Source organism: Anaeromyxobacter sp. Red801 (assembly GCF_049201065.2).
Taxonomy (GTDB): domain Bacteria; phylum Myxococcota; class Myxococcia; order Myxococcales; family Anaeromyxobacteraceae; genus Anaeromyxobacter.
The window spans coordinates 712118-730250 of record NZ_CM181236.1 but is presented as its reverse complement, the minus strand read 5'-3'; the positions used below and the strand labels follow the sequence as shown (position 1 = coordinate 730250).

The following is an 18133-nucleotide window of genomic DNA, read 5'->3' as shown; positions in this document are numbered from 1 at the left end:
CAGGCTAGGCGCGGGTGGCGGCCCGCAGCGACGCGGCCAGCCCCTCCAGCTCGCGCGCCTCGCGCGCCACGTGCTGCGTCGAGGTGACCGTCTCCTCGGTGGCGAGCGCGATCTGGTTCATGGCCTTCAGCGCCAGCTCGATGCCCCCCTCCTGCTGCTGGGCCACCCGCGCGATCTCCCGGGCGGCGCGCGCCGACTCGCGCAGCGTGGCGGAGAGCCCCCGCACCTCCTCGGCGAGCGCGGGCAGCCCGGCGTCCGGCGCCTCCGCCTGCCGCAGCCCCTCCTCGCCGGCGCGCTCGGCGCGCAGCGCCAGGCCGATGACGCCGTCGGCGGTGAGCGACGCCGCGGCCGCGGTCTGCGAGAGCTGGTTGATGGCGGTGGTGGTGGCGCGGACCGAGGCGGCCGTCTCGGTGGTGGTGCGCGTGATGTCGCGGACGTCGGCCAGCAGCGCCTGCGCAGCGTGGGCCAGCTCCGAGGCGGTCCGCTCGAAGCTCTCGCGGCGCGCCTGCTCCAGCCGCACGATCTCCTGGCTCTGCCGCACCAGCGCGTCGCTCTGCCGGACCAGCTCCTCGTGCTGGCGGACGATCACCCGCCCGAGCCCGCCCAGCACGAACGGGGTCGTGTCCATGATCCACAGGAGCGGCTGGCCGAGGTGCGCGTGCAGCAGCGCCCCCGGCGCCAGGCTCCCCAGGTGCGTCGCGGCCTCGATCACCGTGCCGACCAGGGGCAGGCCCACGCCCGCCAGCGCACCGTACCAGTCGTACCGGAACTTCCTCGCCATCCGCTCCACCTCACCACCTCGCCGCCGCGGGACGCCGGGATTCTGCCCCCGCCGCGGCCCGGCCGCCACCCCGGCGGTGCGGACGCGCCGCGGCGGGGTGCGGCGGCCGATCCCGGGCGCGGCACCGCGCAGCGGGTGGTAGGCTCCGCTCCTCGCGACCCGCTCCGGAGGAGCACCGAACGTGAACCTGCCCGCCGTCCCCGCCGCGCTCGCAGCCGCCGCCGCCCCGCCCGCCGGGGCGCCCTTCCCGCCGCCGCTGGACAGCTACGTCGGCGAGGAGGGGCTGTCGCTCTGGGGGGTGCTCCTCCACCGCGTGCAGGCCGAGCCGCTCAACGCGGTCGCCACGGCGCTGTTCCTGCTCGCCATCCTCCACACCTTCCTCGCGCCGCGGTTCCTCGCAGCCTCGCACCGCCTGCGCGAGCGGGTGGAGGCGGACCGCGGCCCCGGCGCGCACAGCGGCAAGGTGGAGGTGCTGCACTTCCTGGGCGAGGTCGAGGCGGTGTTCGGCATCTGGTGCTGCCGCTCATGATCGCCATCACCGTCGCGAAGGGCTCGAAGACCGCCGAGGCGTTCCTGGGCCACGTGAACTTCACCGAGCCGCTGTTCGTGGTGGTGGTGATGGCCCTCGCCTCCACCCGGCCGGTGCTGTCCTTCGCCGAGGCGGTGATGGGGCGCGTCGCTCGGCTGGGGGGCGGGACCCCTTTCGCGTGGTGGCTCTCGACGCTCACGCTCGGGCCGCTGCTCGGCTCGCTCATCACCGAGCCCGCGGCCATGATCATCTGCGCGCTCCTGCTCGGCCGGCGCGTGCTCGACCTGGATCCCACCCGCCGGCTCCGCTACGCCACGCTGGGCCTGCTGTTCGTGAACGTCTCGGTGGGCGGGACGCTGACGCACTTCGCCGCGCCGCCGGTGCTGATGGTGGCGGCCCGGTTCGGCTGGGACACGCCGCACATGCTGGCGAACTTCGGCTGGAAGGCGGCCGTCGCCATCGCCGTGTCGAACCTGCTCTACGCGGTGATCTTCCGGAAGGACCTGGCGGCGCTGGCCGCGCGCGCCGAGGCGGACGCGGCGGCGCGCGACGCGGGCGCGCGGCCGGACGAGCCGGCGTCCCGGTCGCCCGCCTGGATCGTGGTGGTGCACCTCGTCCTGCTCGCGCTGGTGGTGAAGGCGGCGCACACGCCGCCGCTGTTCGTGGGGCTGTTCCTGTTCTTCATGGCGTTCCACACCGCCACCGCCCCCCACCAGCAGCCGCTCGACCTGCGCGCGCCCATCCTGGTCGGCTTCTTCCTGGCGGGCCTGGTGGTGCACGGCGCGCTCCAGCAGTGGTGGATCGCGCCGGTGCTGGGGCGCCTCGACCCGCTCTCGCTCATGTTCGGCGCGGCCGGCCTGACCGCGTTCAACGACAACGCCGCCATCACCTACCTGGCCTCGCTGGTGCCGACGTTCGACGCGACGGCGCGCTACGCGGTGGTGGCGGGCGCGGTGGCGGGCGGCGGCCTCACCGTCATCGCGAACGCGCCCAACCCCGCCGGCCAGGCCGCGCTGGCGCGCTACTTCCCGGACGGCGTGAAGCCCGCCTCGCTCGCCGCCGCGGCGCTCGCGCCCACCGCGGTCGTGCTGGCGTGCTTCCTGTGGCTGTAGCGGCGAGCGAAGCGAGCCCGCCGCGAGCTGTCGTTCAGAAGGCGACCTCGACGGTCGCGCCGAGGGCGGTGTCGGTGCGGACCTTGCCGGGCGCCGGCGCCGAGTCGTAGGCCACCTGGTAGGACAGGCCGAAGCTCACCGCCTTCACCAGGCGGCTGGCGAGCTTCGTCAGCGACCGCACCTGCCAGCGCTCGCCGTCGGTGACGTTCGCGAGCACCTCGGCCTCCTGCACCAGCTTGACGTGCTCGGAGAAGCCGTAGCGGAACGCGAGGCCCGCGCGCGGCGCCACCGCCTCGACGTCGGGAAGGTCGCCCTCGGGCGCGTCCGCGGTCCCGTAGTACTGCCAGCGCGCGTCGTAGGTGTAGCGCACGCCCAGGTCGGTGCGCAGGAGCAGCTCGCCCCCGGCGTCCTGCTTCCGGTCCAGCCACAGCCAGCCGGCGCCGCCCTCGCCGTAGGCCCGGTACTCCAGGCTGGCCACGTGGTCGGTCTCGGCGCCGCCCAGGGCGAACACCGTGACGTGCTCGGCGAGCTTGCGGTCGGCCCGGAGCTGCCCGGCGGCGCCGAGCGCCACGGTCTGGGCCGGCTCGTCCCGGCTGGCCGGGCGCGTCCGCCCGTACACACCGGTGGCCTTCCCGGCCAGGATCCACCCGCCCGCCTCGCGCTGCGCGCTGGCGGCGCCGTTCATGGTGGTGGTCTCGGCGTTGCCGGTGAGGACGATCACCCCCGCGCCCACCACGCCCGACCACTGCGGCCCCGGCTTCGCCGGCGCGTCCGCGGCCGCGGCCAGCGCCGGCGCGAGCAGCGCCACCCACGGTGTCAGCTTCATCCGGTTCCTCCTCATCCCTCCCTGATACCCGGCCGGCGGCGGGTCGGGCAACCGGTCGCGGCGCCGCAGCGAGCGGCCTCCGCGCGGCTGGCGCCGCGGGCGCGCACGCGGTACGAAGGCCCACGCATGTCCACGCCCAGCCCCGCGCCCGCCCCGGGCCCCGAGCCCCTGCGCGCCCCGCTCGCCGCGCTGCTCCCGCCCGCCGGCGCGCCGCCGCTCCCTGCCGACGCGGTGCTCGACCGCTTCGTCTCGTGGGTCGCCTCGACCGGGCTCTCGCTCTACCCGCACCAGGAGGAGGCGATCCTCGCGCTCCTGGACGGCAACCACCTCGTGCTCTCGACGCCGACCGGCTCGGGCAAGTCGCTGGTCGCGACCTTCCTCCACTTCCAGGCGATGGCCGCCGGGCAGCGGTCCTTCTACACCTGCCCGATCAAGGCGCTCGTCAACGAGAAGTTCTTCGACCTCTGCCGCCTGTTCGGCCCCGAGAACGTGGGGATGATGACCGGCGACGGCGCGGTGAACCGCGACGCGCCCATCGTCTGCTGCACCGCCGAGATCCTGATGAACCTGGCGGTGCGCGAGGCCGAGCCGCCCGTGGACGCGGTGGTGATGGACGAGTTCCACTACTACGGCGACCGGGAGCGCGGGGTGGCGTGGCAGGTGCCGCTCCTCGTGCTCGAGAAGGCCCGCTTCCTGCTCATGTCCGCCACGCTCGGCGACACGCGGGCCATCGAGGCCTCGCTGCGCGAGGTGACCGGGCGGGAGGTGGCGGCGGTCCGGAACGCGGCGCGGCCGGTGCCGCTCGAGCACGAGTGGCGCGAGACGCCGCTCCACGAGACCATCGAGGAGCTGGTCACGTCGAGCCGGGCGCCCATCTACCTCGTGAACTTCACCCAGCGCGCCGCCGCCGAGCAGGCGCAGAACCTCATGAGCGCGAACTTCTCCTCGAAGGAGGAGAAGGCGCGCATCGCCGAGGCGCTGGCCGGGGCCCGCTTCGACTCGCCCTACGGCAAGGAGCTGCAGCGCTTCCTGCGCCACGGGATCGGGCTGCACCACGCCGGCCTGCTGCCCCGCTACCGGCTGCTGGTCGAGAAGCTCGCGCAGGGCGGCCTGCTGAAGGTGGTCTCCGGCACCGACACGCTGGGCATGGGCGTCAACATCCCCATCCGCACCGTGCTCTTCACGCAGCTCTGCAAGTTCGACGGGACGAAGACCGCCATCCTCACCTCGCGCGACTTCCACCAGATCTCCGGGCGCGCCGGCCGGAAGGGCTTCGACGATCGCGGGTACGTGGTGGCGCAGGCGCCCGAGCACGTGGTCGAGAACAAGAAGCTCGCCGAGAAGGCCGCCGCCGGGAAGAAGGTCGTCAAGAAGCAGCCGCCCACCAAGGGCTACGTGCACTTCGACCGGAACACCTTCCAGCGGCTCCAGGAGAAGGAGCCGGAGCCGATGGAGAGCCGCTTCGAGCCGACCTTCGGGCTGCTCGTGAACCTGCTGCAGAGCGAGACCACGCGGGTGGGCGGCGGCTACGGCAGGCTGGTCGAGATCATCGCCCGCTCCCACGGGAACGACTACGTGCGCGCGCGCCACCGGCGCGTGGCCGCCCAGCGCCTCCGCACGCTCCGGGCCGCGGGGCTGGTCGAGGTGCGCCGGATCGAGGGCTACCGCGGCGCGTACCTGCGGCCCGCGCCCGGGCTGCAGCGCGACTTCTCGCTGTTCCACACGCTCGCGCTGTACCTGCTCGACACGCTCCCGGCCATCCCGCGCGAGCGCGAGACCTACGCGCTCGACGTCCTCTCCATGGTGGAGTCGATCCTGGAGGACCCGGACGTCATCCTGTGGAAGCAGCTCGACCGCGCCCGCGGCGAGGCCGTCGCCGAGATGAAGGCGCGCGGCATGGAGTACGACGAGCGCATGGCCGAGCTGGAGAAGGTCGAGTACCCGAAGCCCAACCGCGACTTCGTGTACGCCACCTTCAACGAGTTCGCCGCGAAGCACCCCTGGGTCGGCGCCGAGAACATCCGCCCGAAGTCGGTGGCCCGCGAGATGGTCGAGCGGTTCATGACGTTCGCGGACTACGTGCGCGAGTACGAGCTGCAGCGCTCGGAGGGGGTGGTGCTGCGCTACCTCTCGGAGACGTACAAGACGCTGGTCCAGACCGTGCCCGAGACCTACCGCGACGACGCGCTCCTCGACGTGATCGCGTTCCTGCGCGCGACCGTGCGCGGCGTGGACTCCTCGCTCATCGACGAGTGGGAGCGCATGCGCGATCCGTCCTACCAGGCGGCGGCGGTGGACGCCCGCGCGGCGGTGGCCGCGACGCTGGGCCCGCCGCCGGTCTGGGCCGACCCGCGCGCGTGCGCGGCGCGCATCCGCAACGAGCTGCACGCGCTGCTCGTGGCGCTCGCGCGGAAGGACCACGCCGCGGCGATGGCGGCGCTCGCGCCCGGCGCGGAGTGGACCCCGGCCGCGCTCGAGGCGGCCATGGCGCCCTACTGGGAGGCGCACCCGCGCATCGACGTGACGCCCGCCGCGCGGCGGCCGCACAACACGTTCGTGAAGGAGCTGGGCCCGCGGCGCTGGGAGGCGGTGCAGCGGATCGTGGACGAGGCCGGCGAGGTGGACTGGGCCATCACCTGCGAGCTCGACCTCACCGAGCCGCCCCGCGATCCCGACCAGCCGCTGCTCACGCTCGTCCGCGTCGGGACCTGAGAGCACGTGAACCAATCCCCTCCCGTCGCCGCGGCGGCCGATCCGCGTCGCATCGCGTCGTTGCTCCTCCCTCACATGCCTCGGGGCATGCTCGGTCGTCGCGCCTCGCGCTGCTCGCGTCTCGACCGCCCGGCTCGGTCCGGGGATTGATTCACGCGCTCTGAGCCGTCCGGCGCTACGGCCGGAACGCCGCCGGGTCGATCCGCGCCGGGAGCTCCACCTTCTCGAGCACGGTCTCGCCGGTGGTCTGGCCGTTCGCCCAGTTGCCCTCGTGGAAGGCCACCAGCACGCCGTCCACGGTCCGGAAGTCCGAGTAGGTGGTGACGAACTCGACCGGCCCGCCGCCGCGCGAGGCGCCGCGCGAGCGCAGGATCCGGCCGGTGGCCGGGTCGATGCCCGCCTCCACCACCACGCCCGGCGCGACCTCCAGCGCCAGGACCCGCAGCGTCGCCCCGTCCGCCTCCCACGCGCCGCGATCCTCGAGCTTGTTCTCCCAGGCGGCGAGCAGCGCCGGCAGGTCGAGCCGCGAGGCCTGCAGGATCATCGACATCAGGAACGGGCCGCCCACCTCCTCGCCGAAGCGCCAGCCGCGGCCGCCGTCCAGCACCCGGACCTCCACCGGCGCGCCGGGGAACGCGATCTCCACCCGCAGCTTGCCCGACCGCTGGTAGACGCGGGTGATGCGCCCGGGCTGCCCCGGGTGCAGCAGCGAGGTGACGGTCCCCTCCTCCCGGACGCGGGCGAGCCGCACCACCGCCTTCTTGCCGCCGTAGGCCGCCACGCAGCGCTCCACCAGCGCGTGGACCTCGGCCCGGGCCTCGGCGCCCGGCTGGGCGCCAACCGGGGCGGCGGGCGCGCCGGCGGCGGGCAGGGAGGGGGCGGCGGCGAGGACGAGCGCGGCGAGCGCGAGCGCAGCGGTGGGCACGGGGACCTCCGGATCGGGCGATGGGGCGGCGGCCAGTGTCGTGGCTGGGCGGGCGGAAGGCAACCGCGGCGTGCCCGCGCGGCGGCCCGGGGCCACCGTGATCCGGCGTGACCGAGCTCCTCGGCTGGCTCAGCTCCGCGGTGCTGCTCGCCACGCTCGCCCGCCAGGTGCACAAGCAGTGGCGGGAGGGCACCGGCGCGGGCGTGTCGCGCTGGCTCTTCGCCGGGCAGACCACCGCGTCGGCCGGGTTCACGCTCTACAGCCTGCTCGTGGGCAACTGGGTGTTCGTGGTGACGAACGCGCTCATCCTGGCGAGCGCGATCGCCGGGGTGGCCATCACGGTGCGGCAGCGGCGGGCCCGTCCGCAGGGTACGTGACGCGCCGCCCCTCCACCCGCGCGAACGGGGTGAGCCGGTGCGGGCGCGTCCGCCCGGCGCCGGTGACGTGCTCCACCCCCACGCCGCGCGCCAGGAGCGCGTCCGCCACCAGCGAGCGGTGGCAGCGCCAGGGGACCGCCTCGGCGCAGACCAGCGCCACCGGCCCGCGGCGCGCCAGCTCGCGCAGCTCGAGCAGCCCCTCCTCGAACTCCGGCGTGGCCATGTGGTCCGCGTAGCCGCGGAAGCTCGCGTTGCGCCAGGCGCCGTTCGGCGAGTCGCGCCGCGCGTGGCGCAGCCCGCCGAGCCGCGGGAGGTGCGCGTAGCCGATCCCGGCCCTCGCGAGCGCGGCGCGGAGCGCCGGCCCCTCGTACTGCGGGTTCGCGCGCGAGCGGGGGATGGTGCGGATGTCGGCCACGGTGACGGCGCCGACCGAGCGCAGCAGGTCGATGAACGCGTCGATGGGCCGGGTGGAGTGCCCGAGCGCGAGCACGCGCACGCCGCCCCAGCCCGGCGCCGCCCTGCGGCGCGGCGCGTCCGCCGACCCTGCCGATCCCCGCGTGACCACGGACGGTTGCATGCCGCCGCGGCCGCGCCGGCGCACGGCTCCGGGGCCCGCTGCCCGGCCGGAACCCTTCCGCCCGGTCCCGGCTCCCACCCCACCATGAGTGCCTCCACCGAGACGACTCCCACGATCGAGGTGACCGACGCGGCGCGCACCGCGCTGCTCGAGCACCTCTCCCGCGACCCCAGCAGCCGCTACGTCCGCATCCACGTCGGCCATGGTTGAGGTGGCATCAGCTACCAACTGACTCTGGACGAGTCGGCCGACCCCGAGCGCGACGCGCTCATCGAGCAGGACGGGATCACGTTCCTCGCGGAGCACCGGCAGAAGCACCTCATCCCGGGCCTCCGCATCGAGGTGCAGAAGGTGTTCGGGCGCGAGGGCCTGGTCGCCTGGAACACGGCCTGGGAAGGCGGCGCCTGCTGAGCGGCCCCGCGCACCCGCGCTTGATGCCTCCCAGCCGTTGCGGTTGACAAGGACCGGCCCGAAGGCCGATACCCGTCCTCCGACCATGCAACCGAAGCCTCGGGAAGGCCCGCGCTGGGCGCGCGGGCAGAAGTTCACGCTGTCGCCCGCCGGGCGCGACGCCGAGGAGGCGTACCGCGCCGCGGTGCTGGGCGCGCGCGGCGCCGGGCGCGCGGTGCTGGACGCGGCGCTGGCGGGCTGGGCCTCCCCACGCGCGGTGGAGCCGGGCGACGGCGTGCTGCTCGGCGAGCTGAAGGGCAAGCCCCGCGGCCTCTCCGAGCTGGGCCATGCGCTCGAGGACGCCGGGATCCCGGGCGCCGAGGTGCGGGCCGCGCTCGACCGGCTGGTCCGCGCCGGCCTCGCCGAGCTGGTCCCGCTCGCCTCGCAGCTCGAGGCGCAGCGCGCGCCGCCGGTCACCGGCCGCTGGTAGTCACTCCCAGCCGCGCCGCGACGCCTTCCGCTCCCCGCGCCGCTTCTTCTCGGTGAGGCGCCGCTCCTTGGCGCCGCGCGTCGGCTTGGTGGGCCGCCGCGGCTTGGGCCGGTGCGCCAGCGGCTGGAGCCGCGCGCGCAGCCGCTCGAGCGCGGCGCCGCGGTTCTGCAGCTGGCTGCGCCGCTCGGTGGCGGTCACGGTGAGCTCGGTGGGCCGGTGCACCAGCCGCACGCCGCTCTCGGTCTTGTTGCGGTGCTGGCCGCCGGGCCCGCCGCCCACGAAGAAGCTCTCGTCGCACTCGGCGAGCAGCGCCTCGTCGGAGAGCGCGAGCGCCCGGCGGGCCTCCGCCCGCAGCGCCTCGGACACCGTCATGCTCCGCTCCTCGGGTTGGGCCGGTCGGCCACGATGCGCCCGTCCACCAGCTCGACGATGCGGTCGCAGCGGTCGGCGAGCCGGGGGTCGTGCGTCACGATCAGGAAGGTGATGCCGGCCCGGCGGTTGAACTCGCGCAGCAGCGCGAACACCTCGTCCGCGGCGTGGGTGTCGAGGTTGCCGGTGGGCTCGTCGGCCAGCACCAGCCGCGGGGCCATCGCGAGGGCGCGGGCGATGGCGACCCGCTGCTGCTGGCCGCCGGAGAGCTGGGTGACGCGGCGGTGCAGCACGGCGCCCAGGCCCACCTGCCGGAGCAGGTGCTCCCCGCACTCGGCCATGTCCGGGGCCGGCCGGCCCCGCGCCGCCATCATCGGGATCATGACGTTCTCGAGGGCGGTGAACGCGGGCAGCAGGTGGTGGAACTGGAACACGAACCCGATGGTGCGCCCGCGCGTGCGCGCCATGGCGTCGTCGTCGAGCGCGGCGGTGTCGAGGCCCGCCACCCGCACCCGGCCCGCGGTGGGCCGGTCGAGCAGCCCGATGAGGTTGAGCAGCGTGGACTTCCCGGAGCCGGACGGGCCCATGAGCGCGGTGAACTCCCCCGCGCCCACCTCGAGGTCCACGCCGTGCAGCACCGGCGTGACCACCGGGCCGGCCACGTAGTCCTTGCGGACGCCGGAGAGCTCCACCGTGGGCGTGGCCACCGGCTCAGCCATAGCGGATCACCACCGCCGGATCGAGCTTCGCGGCGCGCCGCGCGGGGTAGGCCGCGGCCACCAGCCCGGTGCCCACCGCCACCGCCGACGCCAGCAGGAACAGCCCCGGGGTCAGCTCCACCGGGAAGAGCGCCTCGCCGTACGGGTTGCGCACCAGCGTCGCGAACGCGAGCGACATGGCGGTGCCGAGCAGGGAGCCGAGGATCGAGCCCGCGCCGCCGACCAGCGCGCCCTCGATGAGGAAGATGCGGAGCACGGTGCCGGTGGTGGTCCCGGTGGCCTTCAGGATCCCGATCTCGCGCGACCGCTGGATCACCGAGATGCCCAGCACGCTCGCGATCCCGAGCGCCACCGCCAGCACCACGAACGACTGGATGAGCAGCGACGAGGCGCTCTGCGAGCGCAGCGCGGTGAGGAGCTGCTGGTTGAGCTGCATCCAGCTCTCGGCCAGCAGGCCGGTCCGCGCGGCCAGCGAGCGCGCGACGCGCTCGGCGGCGAACGGCTCCCGCACCTTCAGCTCGACGCCGGTGATCCCGCCCTGCAGGTCGAGCAGCGTCTGCGCCGCCCGGAGCGAGACCAGCACCCAGCGCTGGTTCACGTCCCGGCTGCCCAGGTCGAAGACGCCCGCCACCGTGAACAGGTCGGAGCGCGACTCGGCGCTGGTGATCCGGAGCTTGTCGCCCACCGCGAGCCCCAGCTCGTCGGCGAGCACCGCCCCGATCACCACCTCCTCGCCGCCGACCCGGAACGCGCCCGCCTTCATGCGCCGCGACATCGGGATCACCCGGTCGAAGCTCCCGGGCTCGACCCCGCGCAGCGCCACGGCGCGCGACACCCCTGCCCGGCTCGCGAAGGCCGAGCCCGCCGCGGTGGGCGTGGCCGACACCACGCCCGGCGCGCCGCGGACCAGCGCGAGCACCTCCGGCCACTGCTCCACCGACCGATCGCGCTCCGGGATCTTCTCCACCACCGCGGCGAGCGCCTCGCCCGGCCCGGGCGGCAGCACCGTCGGGACGCGCTCGGGCCGGCGCAGCACCACGTGCGCCTGCGACCCGAGCGTCTGCTCGACCAGCGTCTCCTGGAGGCCGCCGATGAGCGCCGTCAGGAAGACGATCACCCCGACGCCCACCGTGGCGCCGCCCAGCACCAGCGCGGTCTGGGCGCGGCCCTCGCGCAGGAAGCGCAGCGCGACGAACAGCTCAAAGGGCACGGCCCAGCTCCGGCCCGGGCAGGCGGCGCACCCGCACCCGGCTCCCCTCGGCCACCGCGGCGGACGGCGCCAGCACCTCGTCGCCGGCGGCGAGCCCCTCGGCGATCTCCACCAGCCCGTCGCCCCGCAGCCCGAGGCGCACCGCGCGCCGCTCCGCCCGGCCGCCGCGGACCGCCAGCACCCACGGCGAGCCGCCGGCGTCGCGGACGGCGTCGGCGGGGAGGACGAGCGCCTCGGCCTTGCGGCCCACCTCCACGTTCACCGAGACGGTCATGTCCGGGCGCAGGAACGGCGGCGGCGCGGGGACGGCGAGGCGCACCTCGACCGTGCCGCGGGCGGGATCCACCGAGGGCGCGAGGAAGGACACCGTCGCCTCGAAGGGCGCGTCCGGGAACGCGTCCGCCACCGCGCGGGCCGGCTGGCCGGCGCGCAGCAGCGCCAGGTTCTTCTCGTCCGGCTCGACCGAGAGCCGCGTCTCGCCGGTGCGCGCCAGCACGAGCAGGCGCGCGCCGGCGGTCACGGTGTCGCCGGGCTCGACGTCGCGCAGGATCACCGTCGCCGCGGCCGGCGCGCGGAGCTGCCGGTCCTCCAGGCGCGCGCGGGCGACCTCCTCGGCGCCGCGGGCCGCCGCGAGCGCGGCCTCGGCCAGGCGCTGGTCCGGGCCGGCGCCGGCCGCCGCCGTGGCCTGCGCGAGCGCGCTCTCCCGCGCGCTCCGGGCCAGCGCGAGCGCCTGCTCCGCGTCGTCCAGCTGGGCGACGCTGGCGCTCCCGCGGGCCAGGCTCCGCGCCCGCTCCCGCGCGCGCTCCGCCAGCTCGACGCGCAGCTCGGCCTGGCGCAGCGCCTCGCTCGCCCCGCGCGCCGCCGGGCCGCGCGACTGCTCCAGCCGCGCCGCCGCCTGGAGCACCTGCGCGCGCGCCTGCGCCAGCGCGGCGCGGGCCTCCGCGTCGTCGAGCTGCACCAGCAGGTCGCCGGCGCGGACGGCGTCGCCCTCGTCCACCCGGACCGCGGCCACCTTGCCGGTCGCGACCGCGCCCACCTGGATGCGCGCCGGGGCCATCACCCGCCCGCTCGCCACCACCCGCTGCACCAGCGGCCGCCGCTCCACCGCGTAGCCGGGCGCCGCCGTCCCGCGCGCCGCGCGCACCGCGGCCACCGCCGCGAGCGCCAGCGCGACGCCCGCGGCGACGCGGCCGGTCCGGGACCGGAGCAGGCGCGCGACGGGGCGGCGCGGGGCGTCCATGTCCCCATTGGTACACCGGCGTCGTGCGCGCGCCCAGCGCCGCGGTGCCGCTGCCACCCGCCGCGACATCGCCGCACGGTCGGCGGGGCGACGCCCCGAGACGGGCGACCTCCGCGTGTGGCCGGCCGGCCGTCCGCCGGGTCGAACCGCCACACCGACCATGGCGCTCTCGCACCCGCACAAGCTCGGCCTCACCGTCCTCGCGCTCGTCCTCGGCACCGCCGGCCTCATGGCGTACAAGGTCCGCGCGCTCGGCTACCGCCTCGCCGACATCCTGCCGGTGCGCCAGTACGAGGTCACCTACGCGCTCGACCTCGACGGCCACGGCGGCGACGTCCGCGTCCGCAGCTTCCTGCCCTCGAGCGACGCGCACCAGACCATCTCCGAGGAGCGCGACCAGACCTCCGGCCTGCACCTCTCGCAGTCGATGGAGGGGCCGAACCGGGTGGCCACCTGGAGCGGCGCCGACGTGCCCAACGGCGCGCGCATCCGGCACGCGTTCAAGGTGCTCCCCCGGCGCGTGTCGTACGACCTGCCCGCCGGGCTGGAGGTGCCCTCCGCCTACCCGCCCTCGGCGGCCGCCTGGCTCCGGCCGGAGAAGGAGATCCAGGTGGACGCGCCGGAGATCCGCGCCACCCTGCAGCGCATCGGCGGGGACCAGGGCGGCGTGGTGGAGCGGCTCCGGCGCATCCACGCGCTGGCGGCGTCGCTGCAGCCCCGGCCGTTCAAGGGGACCACCGACGCGCTCACCGCGCTGCGCCTGGGCGAGTCGAGCTGCAACGGCAAGAGCCGGCTGTTCGTGGCGCTGGCGCGGGCGGCCGGGATCCCGGCGCGGCTGGTGGGCGGCCTCATCCTCGAGCCCGGCGCGAAGCGGACCTCGCACCAGTGGGTGGAGGCCTGGGTGGCCGGGCACTGGGTCCCGTTCTGCCCCACGAACGGCCACTTCGCCGAGCTGCCCGAGCGCTACCTCACGCTCTACGTGGGCGACGAGGCGCTGTTCCGCCACACCGCCGACGTGAACTTCGACTACCGCTTCGAGACGCACGGCGCGCTGGTGCCGTCGCCGCAGGCCAAGGCGACGTTCACGCTGTTCGACGTCTGGGGGCTGTTCGACCGCCTGCGGCTCCCGTTCGCGCTGCTCCGCACCGTGCTGATGCTGCCGGTGGGCGCGCTCCTGGTGGTGCTGTTCCGGAACGTGGTGGGCATGCCCACGTTCGGCACCTTCCTGCCCGCGCTGCTCGCCGCCTCGGCGGGCGAGACCGGCGCCGGGTACGGCGTGCTGGCGGTGCTGCTGGTGGTGGCGGCGGTCGCCGCCGTGCGCTGGGGGCTCACCCGGCTCGAGCTGCTGCACTCCCCCACCCTCGCGATCCTGCTCGCCGCGGTGGTGCTGACGCTGCTCACCACCTCCATGGTCGCCGAGCGCGCCGGGATCGCGGCGCTCACCCGCGTCACCATGTTCCCGATCGCCGTGCTCGCCATCTGCGCCGAGCGCTTCTACCTGTCGCTCACCGAGCACGGCGCGCGCGCGGCCGGGAAGGAGCTGGCCGGCACGCTGGCGGTGATGCTGGCGTGCCACGCGGTGATGAGCTCGCTGGCGCTGCAGGTGCTCGTGATCGGCTTCCCGGAGGTGCTGCTGCTGGTGGTGGCGGCGAACGTGTACCTGGGGCGCTGGGTGGGCATGCGGCTCAGCGAGTACCGCCGCTTCCGCGGGCTGCTCGGGGGCGAGGCGTGAGCGCCCTCTCGCGGGCGGCGGCGCGGCTCCGGGGCGCGCTCGTCCGGCGCGCCGAGGTCTACGGGATCAACCGGCGCAACCTGGCGCTCGTCTACCCGAACAACGACCGGCGCCACTACCCGCTCGCCGACGACAAGCTGCTCGCGAAGGAGCGGTTCCAGGCCGCCGGCGTGCCGGCGCCGGAGACGCTGGCGGTGTGCGAGGGGCTGTACGCCGTGCCCGGCGTGGTGGAGGCGCTGCGCGGGCGCTCGCAGTTCGTGGTGAAGCCTGCGAACGGCGCGGGCGGCGGCGGCATCCTGGTGGTCGGCGGCTGGGACGCGGAGGCCGGCTGCTGGCGCAAGGCGGGCGGCGAGCCGCTCTCGCCGCGCACGCTCGGGCGCCACCTCGCCGACGTGGTGTTCGGCGTCCACTCCAACCAGCTCGAGGACCGCGCGTTCGTGGAGCGGCGCGTGGAGCCGCACCCGCTGTTCGCCGGGCTGTGGGGCGACGGCCTGTGCGACCTGCGCGTCGTCACGCTCCGGACGTCGCCGGTCATGGCGATGATCCGCGTCCCGACCGCCGAGTCGGGCGGGCGCGCCAACCTGCACCAGGGCGGGCTCGGGATCGCCGTGGACCTCGCCACCGGCCGGACCTTCCGCGCGCTGCACCGCGGCCGCCCGGTGGAGCGCCACCCCGAGTCCGGCGCGCCGCTGCTCGGGCTCGAGCTCCCCGCCTGGCCGGCGGTGCTGGACGTGGCGCGCCGCGCCGCCGCGGCGGTGCCGCTCGGCTACCTGGGGGTGGACGTGGTGGTGGACCGCGAGGTGCGCCCGCTGGTGCTGGAGATCAACGCCCGGCCCGGGCTGGAGATCCAGAACGTGAACGGCCGGGGGCTCGGGCCCGCGCTGGCGGCCGCGACGGAAGGGAGGGCCGCGTGAGCCCCGGCGATCGCGTCGCCCTGGACCGGCTCTGGCCGATGCTGCTCGGGCTCGCGGCCCTGGTGGCGGGCGCGCTCGCGCTGGAGGCCTGGGCCGGCCGGCGCGGGAACGAGCCGCTCCGCATCGCGGTGACCGACGAGGCGCTGCCCGCCGGCGAGGACGAGGAGCCGTCGGGCGACGCGCCCGACGGGCCCGAGGCGCCGCCCGTCTCCGACGCGCACGCGCGCGCCCGCACCGCCGCGCGCCGGGCGCTCTACGCGGACGCCATCCCGCTCTACGAGCAGGCGCTGCGCGACCACCCCGACGCCCCGGCGCTGGAGGCGGAGCTGGGCGCGTGGCTCCTCGCCGCCGGCCAGCCCGAGCGCGCGCTGCCGCACCTCGCCCGCGCCGACCAGCTCCGTCCCGAGGCGGCCACCGCGCTGCGCCTCGGGCTGGCCCGCGCCCGCCTCGGGGACCGGGAGGGCGCCGAGCGGGACCTCCGGCGCGCGCTGGCCCAGCGGCCCTCGTCGGGCGCGGTCCGGATCGCGCTCGGGACGCTGCTGCGCCGGCGCGGCGCGGTGGCCGAGGCGGTGGCGCTGCTCGAGCCCGCCGCCGCGGCGGGCTCGAACGAGGAGCGCGCGCGGGCGCTGGTGGCGCTCGGCGCCGCGCACCTCGCCGCGGGGCGCCGCGCCGAGGCGACGCGCGCCTTCGAGCAGGCGGTGCTCTACGCGCCGGCCCGGGTCGAGATCCGCCTGGGCGTGGCGCGCGCCTGGCTCGGCGGCGACGCCGGCGACGCGGACCGGGCGCTGGCGGTGCTGGCCCGCGCCGCCGACCTCGCGCCCGACGTGCCGGCCGTGCACGCGGCGCTGGGGCGCGCCCGCGAGCGGACCGGGGACGACGCCGGCGCGGCCGAGGCGTACGAGCGCGCGCTCCGGCTCGACCCCTCGAACCGCTACGCCCGCCGCCGCGTGCTGCGCCTCGCGCTCTCGGCCCGCGACTTCGCCCGGGCGCGGCACGAGGCCGACCGGCTGGTGACCGACGGGCCGGAGGTGGCCGAGCACCACTTCCTCGCCGCGCTGGTGGCGGATCGCGACGGGCGCGCGGCGGACGCGCGCCGCGCGTACCGGCGGGCCATCGACGTCGCGAAGGGCGACTACCCCGAGGCCTGGCTGAACCTGGGCGTGCTGGAGAAGGGCGAGGGCGACCTCGCCGCGGCCCGCGCCGCCTACCGGCGCGCGCTGGAGCTGCGGCCCGGCTACGGCGCGGCGCTCGTGAACCTGGGCAAGCTGGAGGAGGCCGCCGGCGACGCCGCGGCCGCGGAGGCCGCGTACCGCCGCGCGGTGGAGGCCGACCCGCGCCACGCGCCGGGCTGGCTCGCGCTCGGCCAGCTCCAGTCCGACGCGCGCCGCTTCGACGAGGCGGTCGCGTCGCTCCGCCGCGCGCTGGAGGCGCGGCCCGGCTACGACGCGGCCGAGCTGTCGCTGGGCGTCACCGCGGCCCGCGCCGGGCGCACCGACGAGGCCATCGCCGCCTACCGCCGCGTGCTGGCCCGCTCGCCGCGCTCGACCACCGCCTGGTACGACCTCGGGCTGGCGCTCCTCGACGCGGGCGACCCGCGCCAGGCGGGCGACGCGTTCCGCCAGGCCGCCGCGATCGACCCGGACCACGTGCCGTCGCGGCGCAAGACGGCCGAGCTGGAGCTCGCCTCCGGCCGCGTCGCCGACGCCCGGGCCCGCTTCGAGGAGCTGCTCGACCTCGTCCCCGGGGACCTCCCCGCCCGCGCCGCGCTCGCCGAGGTCGCCGCCCGCGAGGGCGACCGCGCCGGCTGCGAGGCCCGGGCGCGGGCGCTGCTGGCCGAGGCGCCGAAGGATCCCGCCGTGCAGCCGCTGCTCGCGCGCTGCGCCACCCTCGCCCCGCGGGCCGCCGCCCGCTGATCTCCCCCCGCACCGAGCCCCCCGGAGCCCCCATGCCACGCCCTGCTGGACCCGCCGCCCGCCTCGCCCTCGCCGCCCTGCTCGCCGCCGCCGCCTGCGGCGGAGGCGGAGGGGGTGGCGCGAGCGGCCCGGGCGGCGTGCCGCTCGACCCGACGCGCCCCGGCGACGCGCTGCTCATCTCGGCGCTCGGCCACTACGACGCCGCCAACGCGCTCGCGGCCGCCTCCCGCGCCGCCACCGATCCCGCGGTCGCCGCCGCGAAGGCCTCGGAGGCGATCGCCGAGTACCGCCTCGCGCAGGCGGACCTGGAGCGCCTGCCGGTGGAGTTCCCGCAGTCCATCCGGCTCGACAACGCGGCCTACCTCGACGGCCGCTGCAGCTACGAAGTGGGCACGCTCTCCGCGGACCCCGCCGACTTCGCCGACGCGCGCGACCGGCTCGACGCCGCCGAGGCCGCGTTCCCCGGGTCGCCGCTGCTGGACGCGGTCGCCTACTTCGAGGGGCGCGCCCGGTTCCAGCTGGCGGCGCTCGCGCAGGCCGCGGCCGGCGCCTCCACGGCCGCGGTCCAGGCCGGCTACGCCGCCGCCTGGGACGAGTTCCGGCGCTCCCGGCAGGCCAGCGCCACCGGCACCTGGTCGGACAACGCCGCCTACTACCTGGGCCGCGCCGACTACGAGCTCGGCTACCTCTCCGTCCACCCGCTCGAGACGGGCGCGGTCGCGCCGGCCGACGGCACGCCGGAGCAGGCCGCCGCGGTGGCGAGCTTCGACCGGGCCGAGGCGGAGCTCGCCGCCGTCGCCGCCGCGTCCAGCTACTTCGACAACGCCCGCTACTACCTGGGCCGGAGCCACTTCGAGGAGCCGTCCGACTCGACCGTCGCCGGCTGGCAGGCGCTCCGGACCGCCTCGCTGGACGCCGCCGCCGCGGCGTTCGGCCAGGTCCTCGCCGTCCCGGGCAGCTTCTACCGCGACGCCGCGCTGTACTGGCGCGGGCGCGCGCACCAGTCGCTCGCGGTCTACGCGGCCGACCCGGCGCCCGAGCTGGGCGCGGCGTCGGCGGACTTCCACGCGGTGATCGCGGGCGCGAGCAGCTGGCGCGACAACGCGCTCTACCACGTGCTCAAGGCCTACCTGGCCTGGCCCGCGCCCGGCCCCTACTGCTCCGCCGCGCGGCCGGGCGACGCGTCGCCGGCGAGCGCCTGCGCCGCCTCCGGCGCGCTCTCCACGCTGGTCGCGAGCGACCCGGCCTTCGCCGCCAGCACCTACCCCGCGCTCGCCGCGTCGGCGCTGTCCGCCGCTGGCTGCGCCTGCCCCTGAG

General features: G+C 76.6%; 16 protein-coding genes and 1 pseudogene. 9 read left to right on the top strand and 8 right to left on the bottom strand.

Annotated features, from left to right (window positions below; all coding sequences use genetic code 11):
* Positions 1–4: 4 nt before the first annotated feature.
* Entirely contained in the window at positions 5–781 is a 777-nt protein-coding gene (locus ACOQFB_RS03380; protein WP_059437533.1) for a hypothetical protein, read from the bottom strand.
* A gap of 181 nt (positions 782–962) precedes the next feature.
* Here ACOQFB_RS03380 and ACOQFB_RS03375 point away from each other — a divergent pair.
* Positions 963–2422, top strand: a pseudogene (locus tag ACOQFB_RS03375) (putative Na+/H+ antiporter).
* A 34-nt stretch (positions 2423–2456) separates the two neighbouring features.
* Here the strand turns inward: ACOQFB_RS03375 and ACOQFB_RS03370 are convergent.
* A complete protein-coding gene (locus ACOQFB_RS03370) occupies positions 2457–3248 on the bottom strand; it encodes a DUF481 domain-containing protein (protein ID WP_059437535.1) in 792 nt (263 codons plus the stop codon).
* Positions 3249–3374: 126 nt separating this feature from the next.
* Here ACOQFB_RS03370 and ACOQFB_RS03365 point away from each other — a divergent pair, with 126 nt between their 5' ends.
* Positions 3375–5960, top strand: coding sequence for a DEAD/DEAH box helicase (locus tag ACOQFB_RS03365; protein WP_421608637.1), 2586 nt, complete (start codon positions 3375–3377; stop codon positions 5958–5960).
* A gap of 175 nt (positions 5961–6135) precedes the next feature.
* On the opposite strand, the gene ACOQFB_RS03360 is transcribed toward ACOQFB_RS03365, so the two are convergent.
* On the bottom strand, positions 6136–6885 hold the full coding sequence (locus ACOQFB_RS03360; protein ID WP_421608636.1) for a hypothetical protein: 750 nt from the start codon (positions 6883–6885) through the stop codon (positions 6136–6138).
* A gap of 107 nt (positions 6886–6992) precedes the next feature.
* Between ACOQFB_RS03360 and ACOQFB_RS03355 the strand changes: the two genes are divergently transcribed.
* The gene (locus ACOQFB_RS03355) at positions 6993–7262 is read left to right on the top strand and encodes a hypothetical protein (protein ID WP_011422456.1); all 270 of its coding nucleotides are present in this window, start codon (positions 6993–6995) and stop codon (positions 7260–7262) included.
* On the opposite strand, the gene ACOQFB_RS03350 is transcribed toward ACOQFB_RS03355, so the two are convergent.
* Positions 7222–7758 carry a DUF488 family protein, N3 subclade gene (locus ACOQFB_RS03350; protein ID WP_494492451.1) on the bottom strand — a complete coding sequence of 179 codons (537 nt, stop codon included), beginning with the start codon at positions 7756–7758 and terminating at the stop codon, positions 7222–7224. The two genes, ACOQFB_RS03355 and ACOQFB_RS03350, sit on opposite strands and share 41 nt — an antisense overlap.
* Before the next feature lie 165 nt (positions 7759–7923).
* Here ACOQFB_RS03350 and ACOQFB_RS03345 point away from each other — a divergent pair, with 165 nt between their 5' ends.
* Positions 7924–8049, top strand: a complete 126-nt coding sequence (locus ACOQFB_RS03345; protein ID WP_272946345.1) for a hypothetical protein — start codon at positions 7924–7926, stop codon at positions 8047–8049.
* Positions 8050–8335: 286 nt separating this feature from the next.
* Positions 8336–8719, top strand: a complete 384-nt coding sequence (locus ACOQFB_RS03340; protein WP_059437538.1) for a hypothetical protein — start codon at positions 8336–8338, stop codon at positions 8717–8719.
* Here ACOQFB_RS03340 and ACOQFB_RS03335 read toward each other — a convergent pair whose 3' ends face one another.
* The 4 genes from ACOQFB_RS03335 to ACOQFB_RS03320 are packed head-to-tail and all read right to left on the bottom strand — an operon-like array spanning position 8720 to position 12257.
* Positions 8720–9091: a peptide chain release factor family protein gene (locus ACOQFB_RS03335; RefSeq protein ID WP_059437539.1), complete on the bottom strand. Its 372-nt coding sequence runs from the start codon at positions 9089–9091 to the stop codon at positions 8720–8722.
* Positions 9088–9807, bottom strand: coding sequence for an ABC transporter ATP-binding protein (locus ACOQFB_RS03330; protein WP_059437540.1), 720 nt, complete (start codon positions 9805–9807; stop codon positions 9088–9090). The genes ACOQFB_RS03335 and ACOQFB_RS03330 overlap by 4 nt, the downstream gene beginning before the upstream one ends.
* The gene (locus ACOQFB_RS03325) at positions 9800–11017 is read right to left on the bottom strand and encodes an ABC transporter permease (RefSeq protein WP_059437541.1); all 1218 of its coding nucleotides are present in this window, start codon (positions 11015–11017) and stop codon (positions 9800–9802) included. The genes ACOQFB_RS03330 and ACOQFB_RS03325 overlap by 8 nt, the downstream gene beginning before the upstream one ends.
* Positions 11007–12257 carry an efflux RND transporter periplasmic adaptor subunit gene (locus ACOQFB_RS03320; RefSeq protein WP_494492450.1) on the bottom strand — a complete coding sequence of 417 codons (1251 nt, stop codon included), beginning with the start codon at positions 12255–12257 and terminating at the stop codon, positions 11007–11009. The genes ACOQFB_RS03325 and ACOQFB_RS03320 overlap by 11 nt, the downstream gene beginning before the upstream one ends.
* A 160-nt stretch (positions 12258–12417) precedes the next feature.
* Here ACOQFB_RS03320 and ACOQFB_RS03315 point away from each other — a divergent pair, with 160 nt between their 5' ends.
* Genes ACOQFB_RS03315 through ACOQFB_RS03300 form a run of 4 tightly spaced genes read left to right on the top strand, consistent with a single transcriptional unit; the run spans position 12418 to position 18132 of the window.
* Positions 12418–13989 (top strand): 7TM domain-containing protein, encoded by a 1572-nt coding sequence (locus ACOQFB_RS03315; RefSeq protein WP_059437543.1) that lies wholly within the window; start codon positions 12418–12420, stop codon positions 13987–13989.
* The gene (locus ACOQFB_RS03310) at positions 13986–14903 is read left to right on the top strand and encodes a sugar-transfer associated ATP-grasp domain-containing protein (protein ID WP_059437544.1); all 918 of its coding nucleotides are present in this window, start codon (positions 13986–13988) and stop codon (positions 14901–14903) included. The genes ACOQFB_RS03315 and ACOQFB_RS03310 overlap by 4 nt, the downstream gene beginning before the upstream one ends.
* Positions 14900–16816, top strand: coding sequence for a tetratricopeptide repeat protein (locus ACOQFB_RS03305; protein WP_421608634.1), 1917 nt, complete (start codon positions 14900–14902; stop codon positions 16814–16816). The genes ACOQFB_RS03310 and ACOQFB_RS03305 overlap by 4 nt, the downstream gene beginning before the upstream one ends.
* A gap of 32 nt (positions 16817–16848) precedes the next feature.
* On the top strand, positions 16849–18132 hold the full coding sequence (locus ACOQFB_RS03300) for a hypothetical protein (protein ID WP_421608633.1): 1284 nt from the start codon (positions 16849–16851) through the stop codon (positions 18130–18132).
* Position 18133 lies beyond the last annotated feature (1 nt).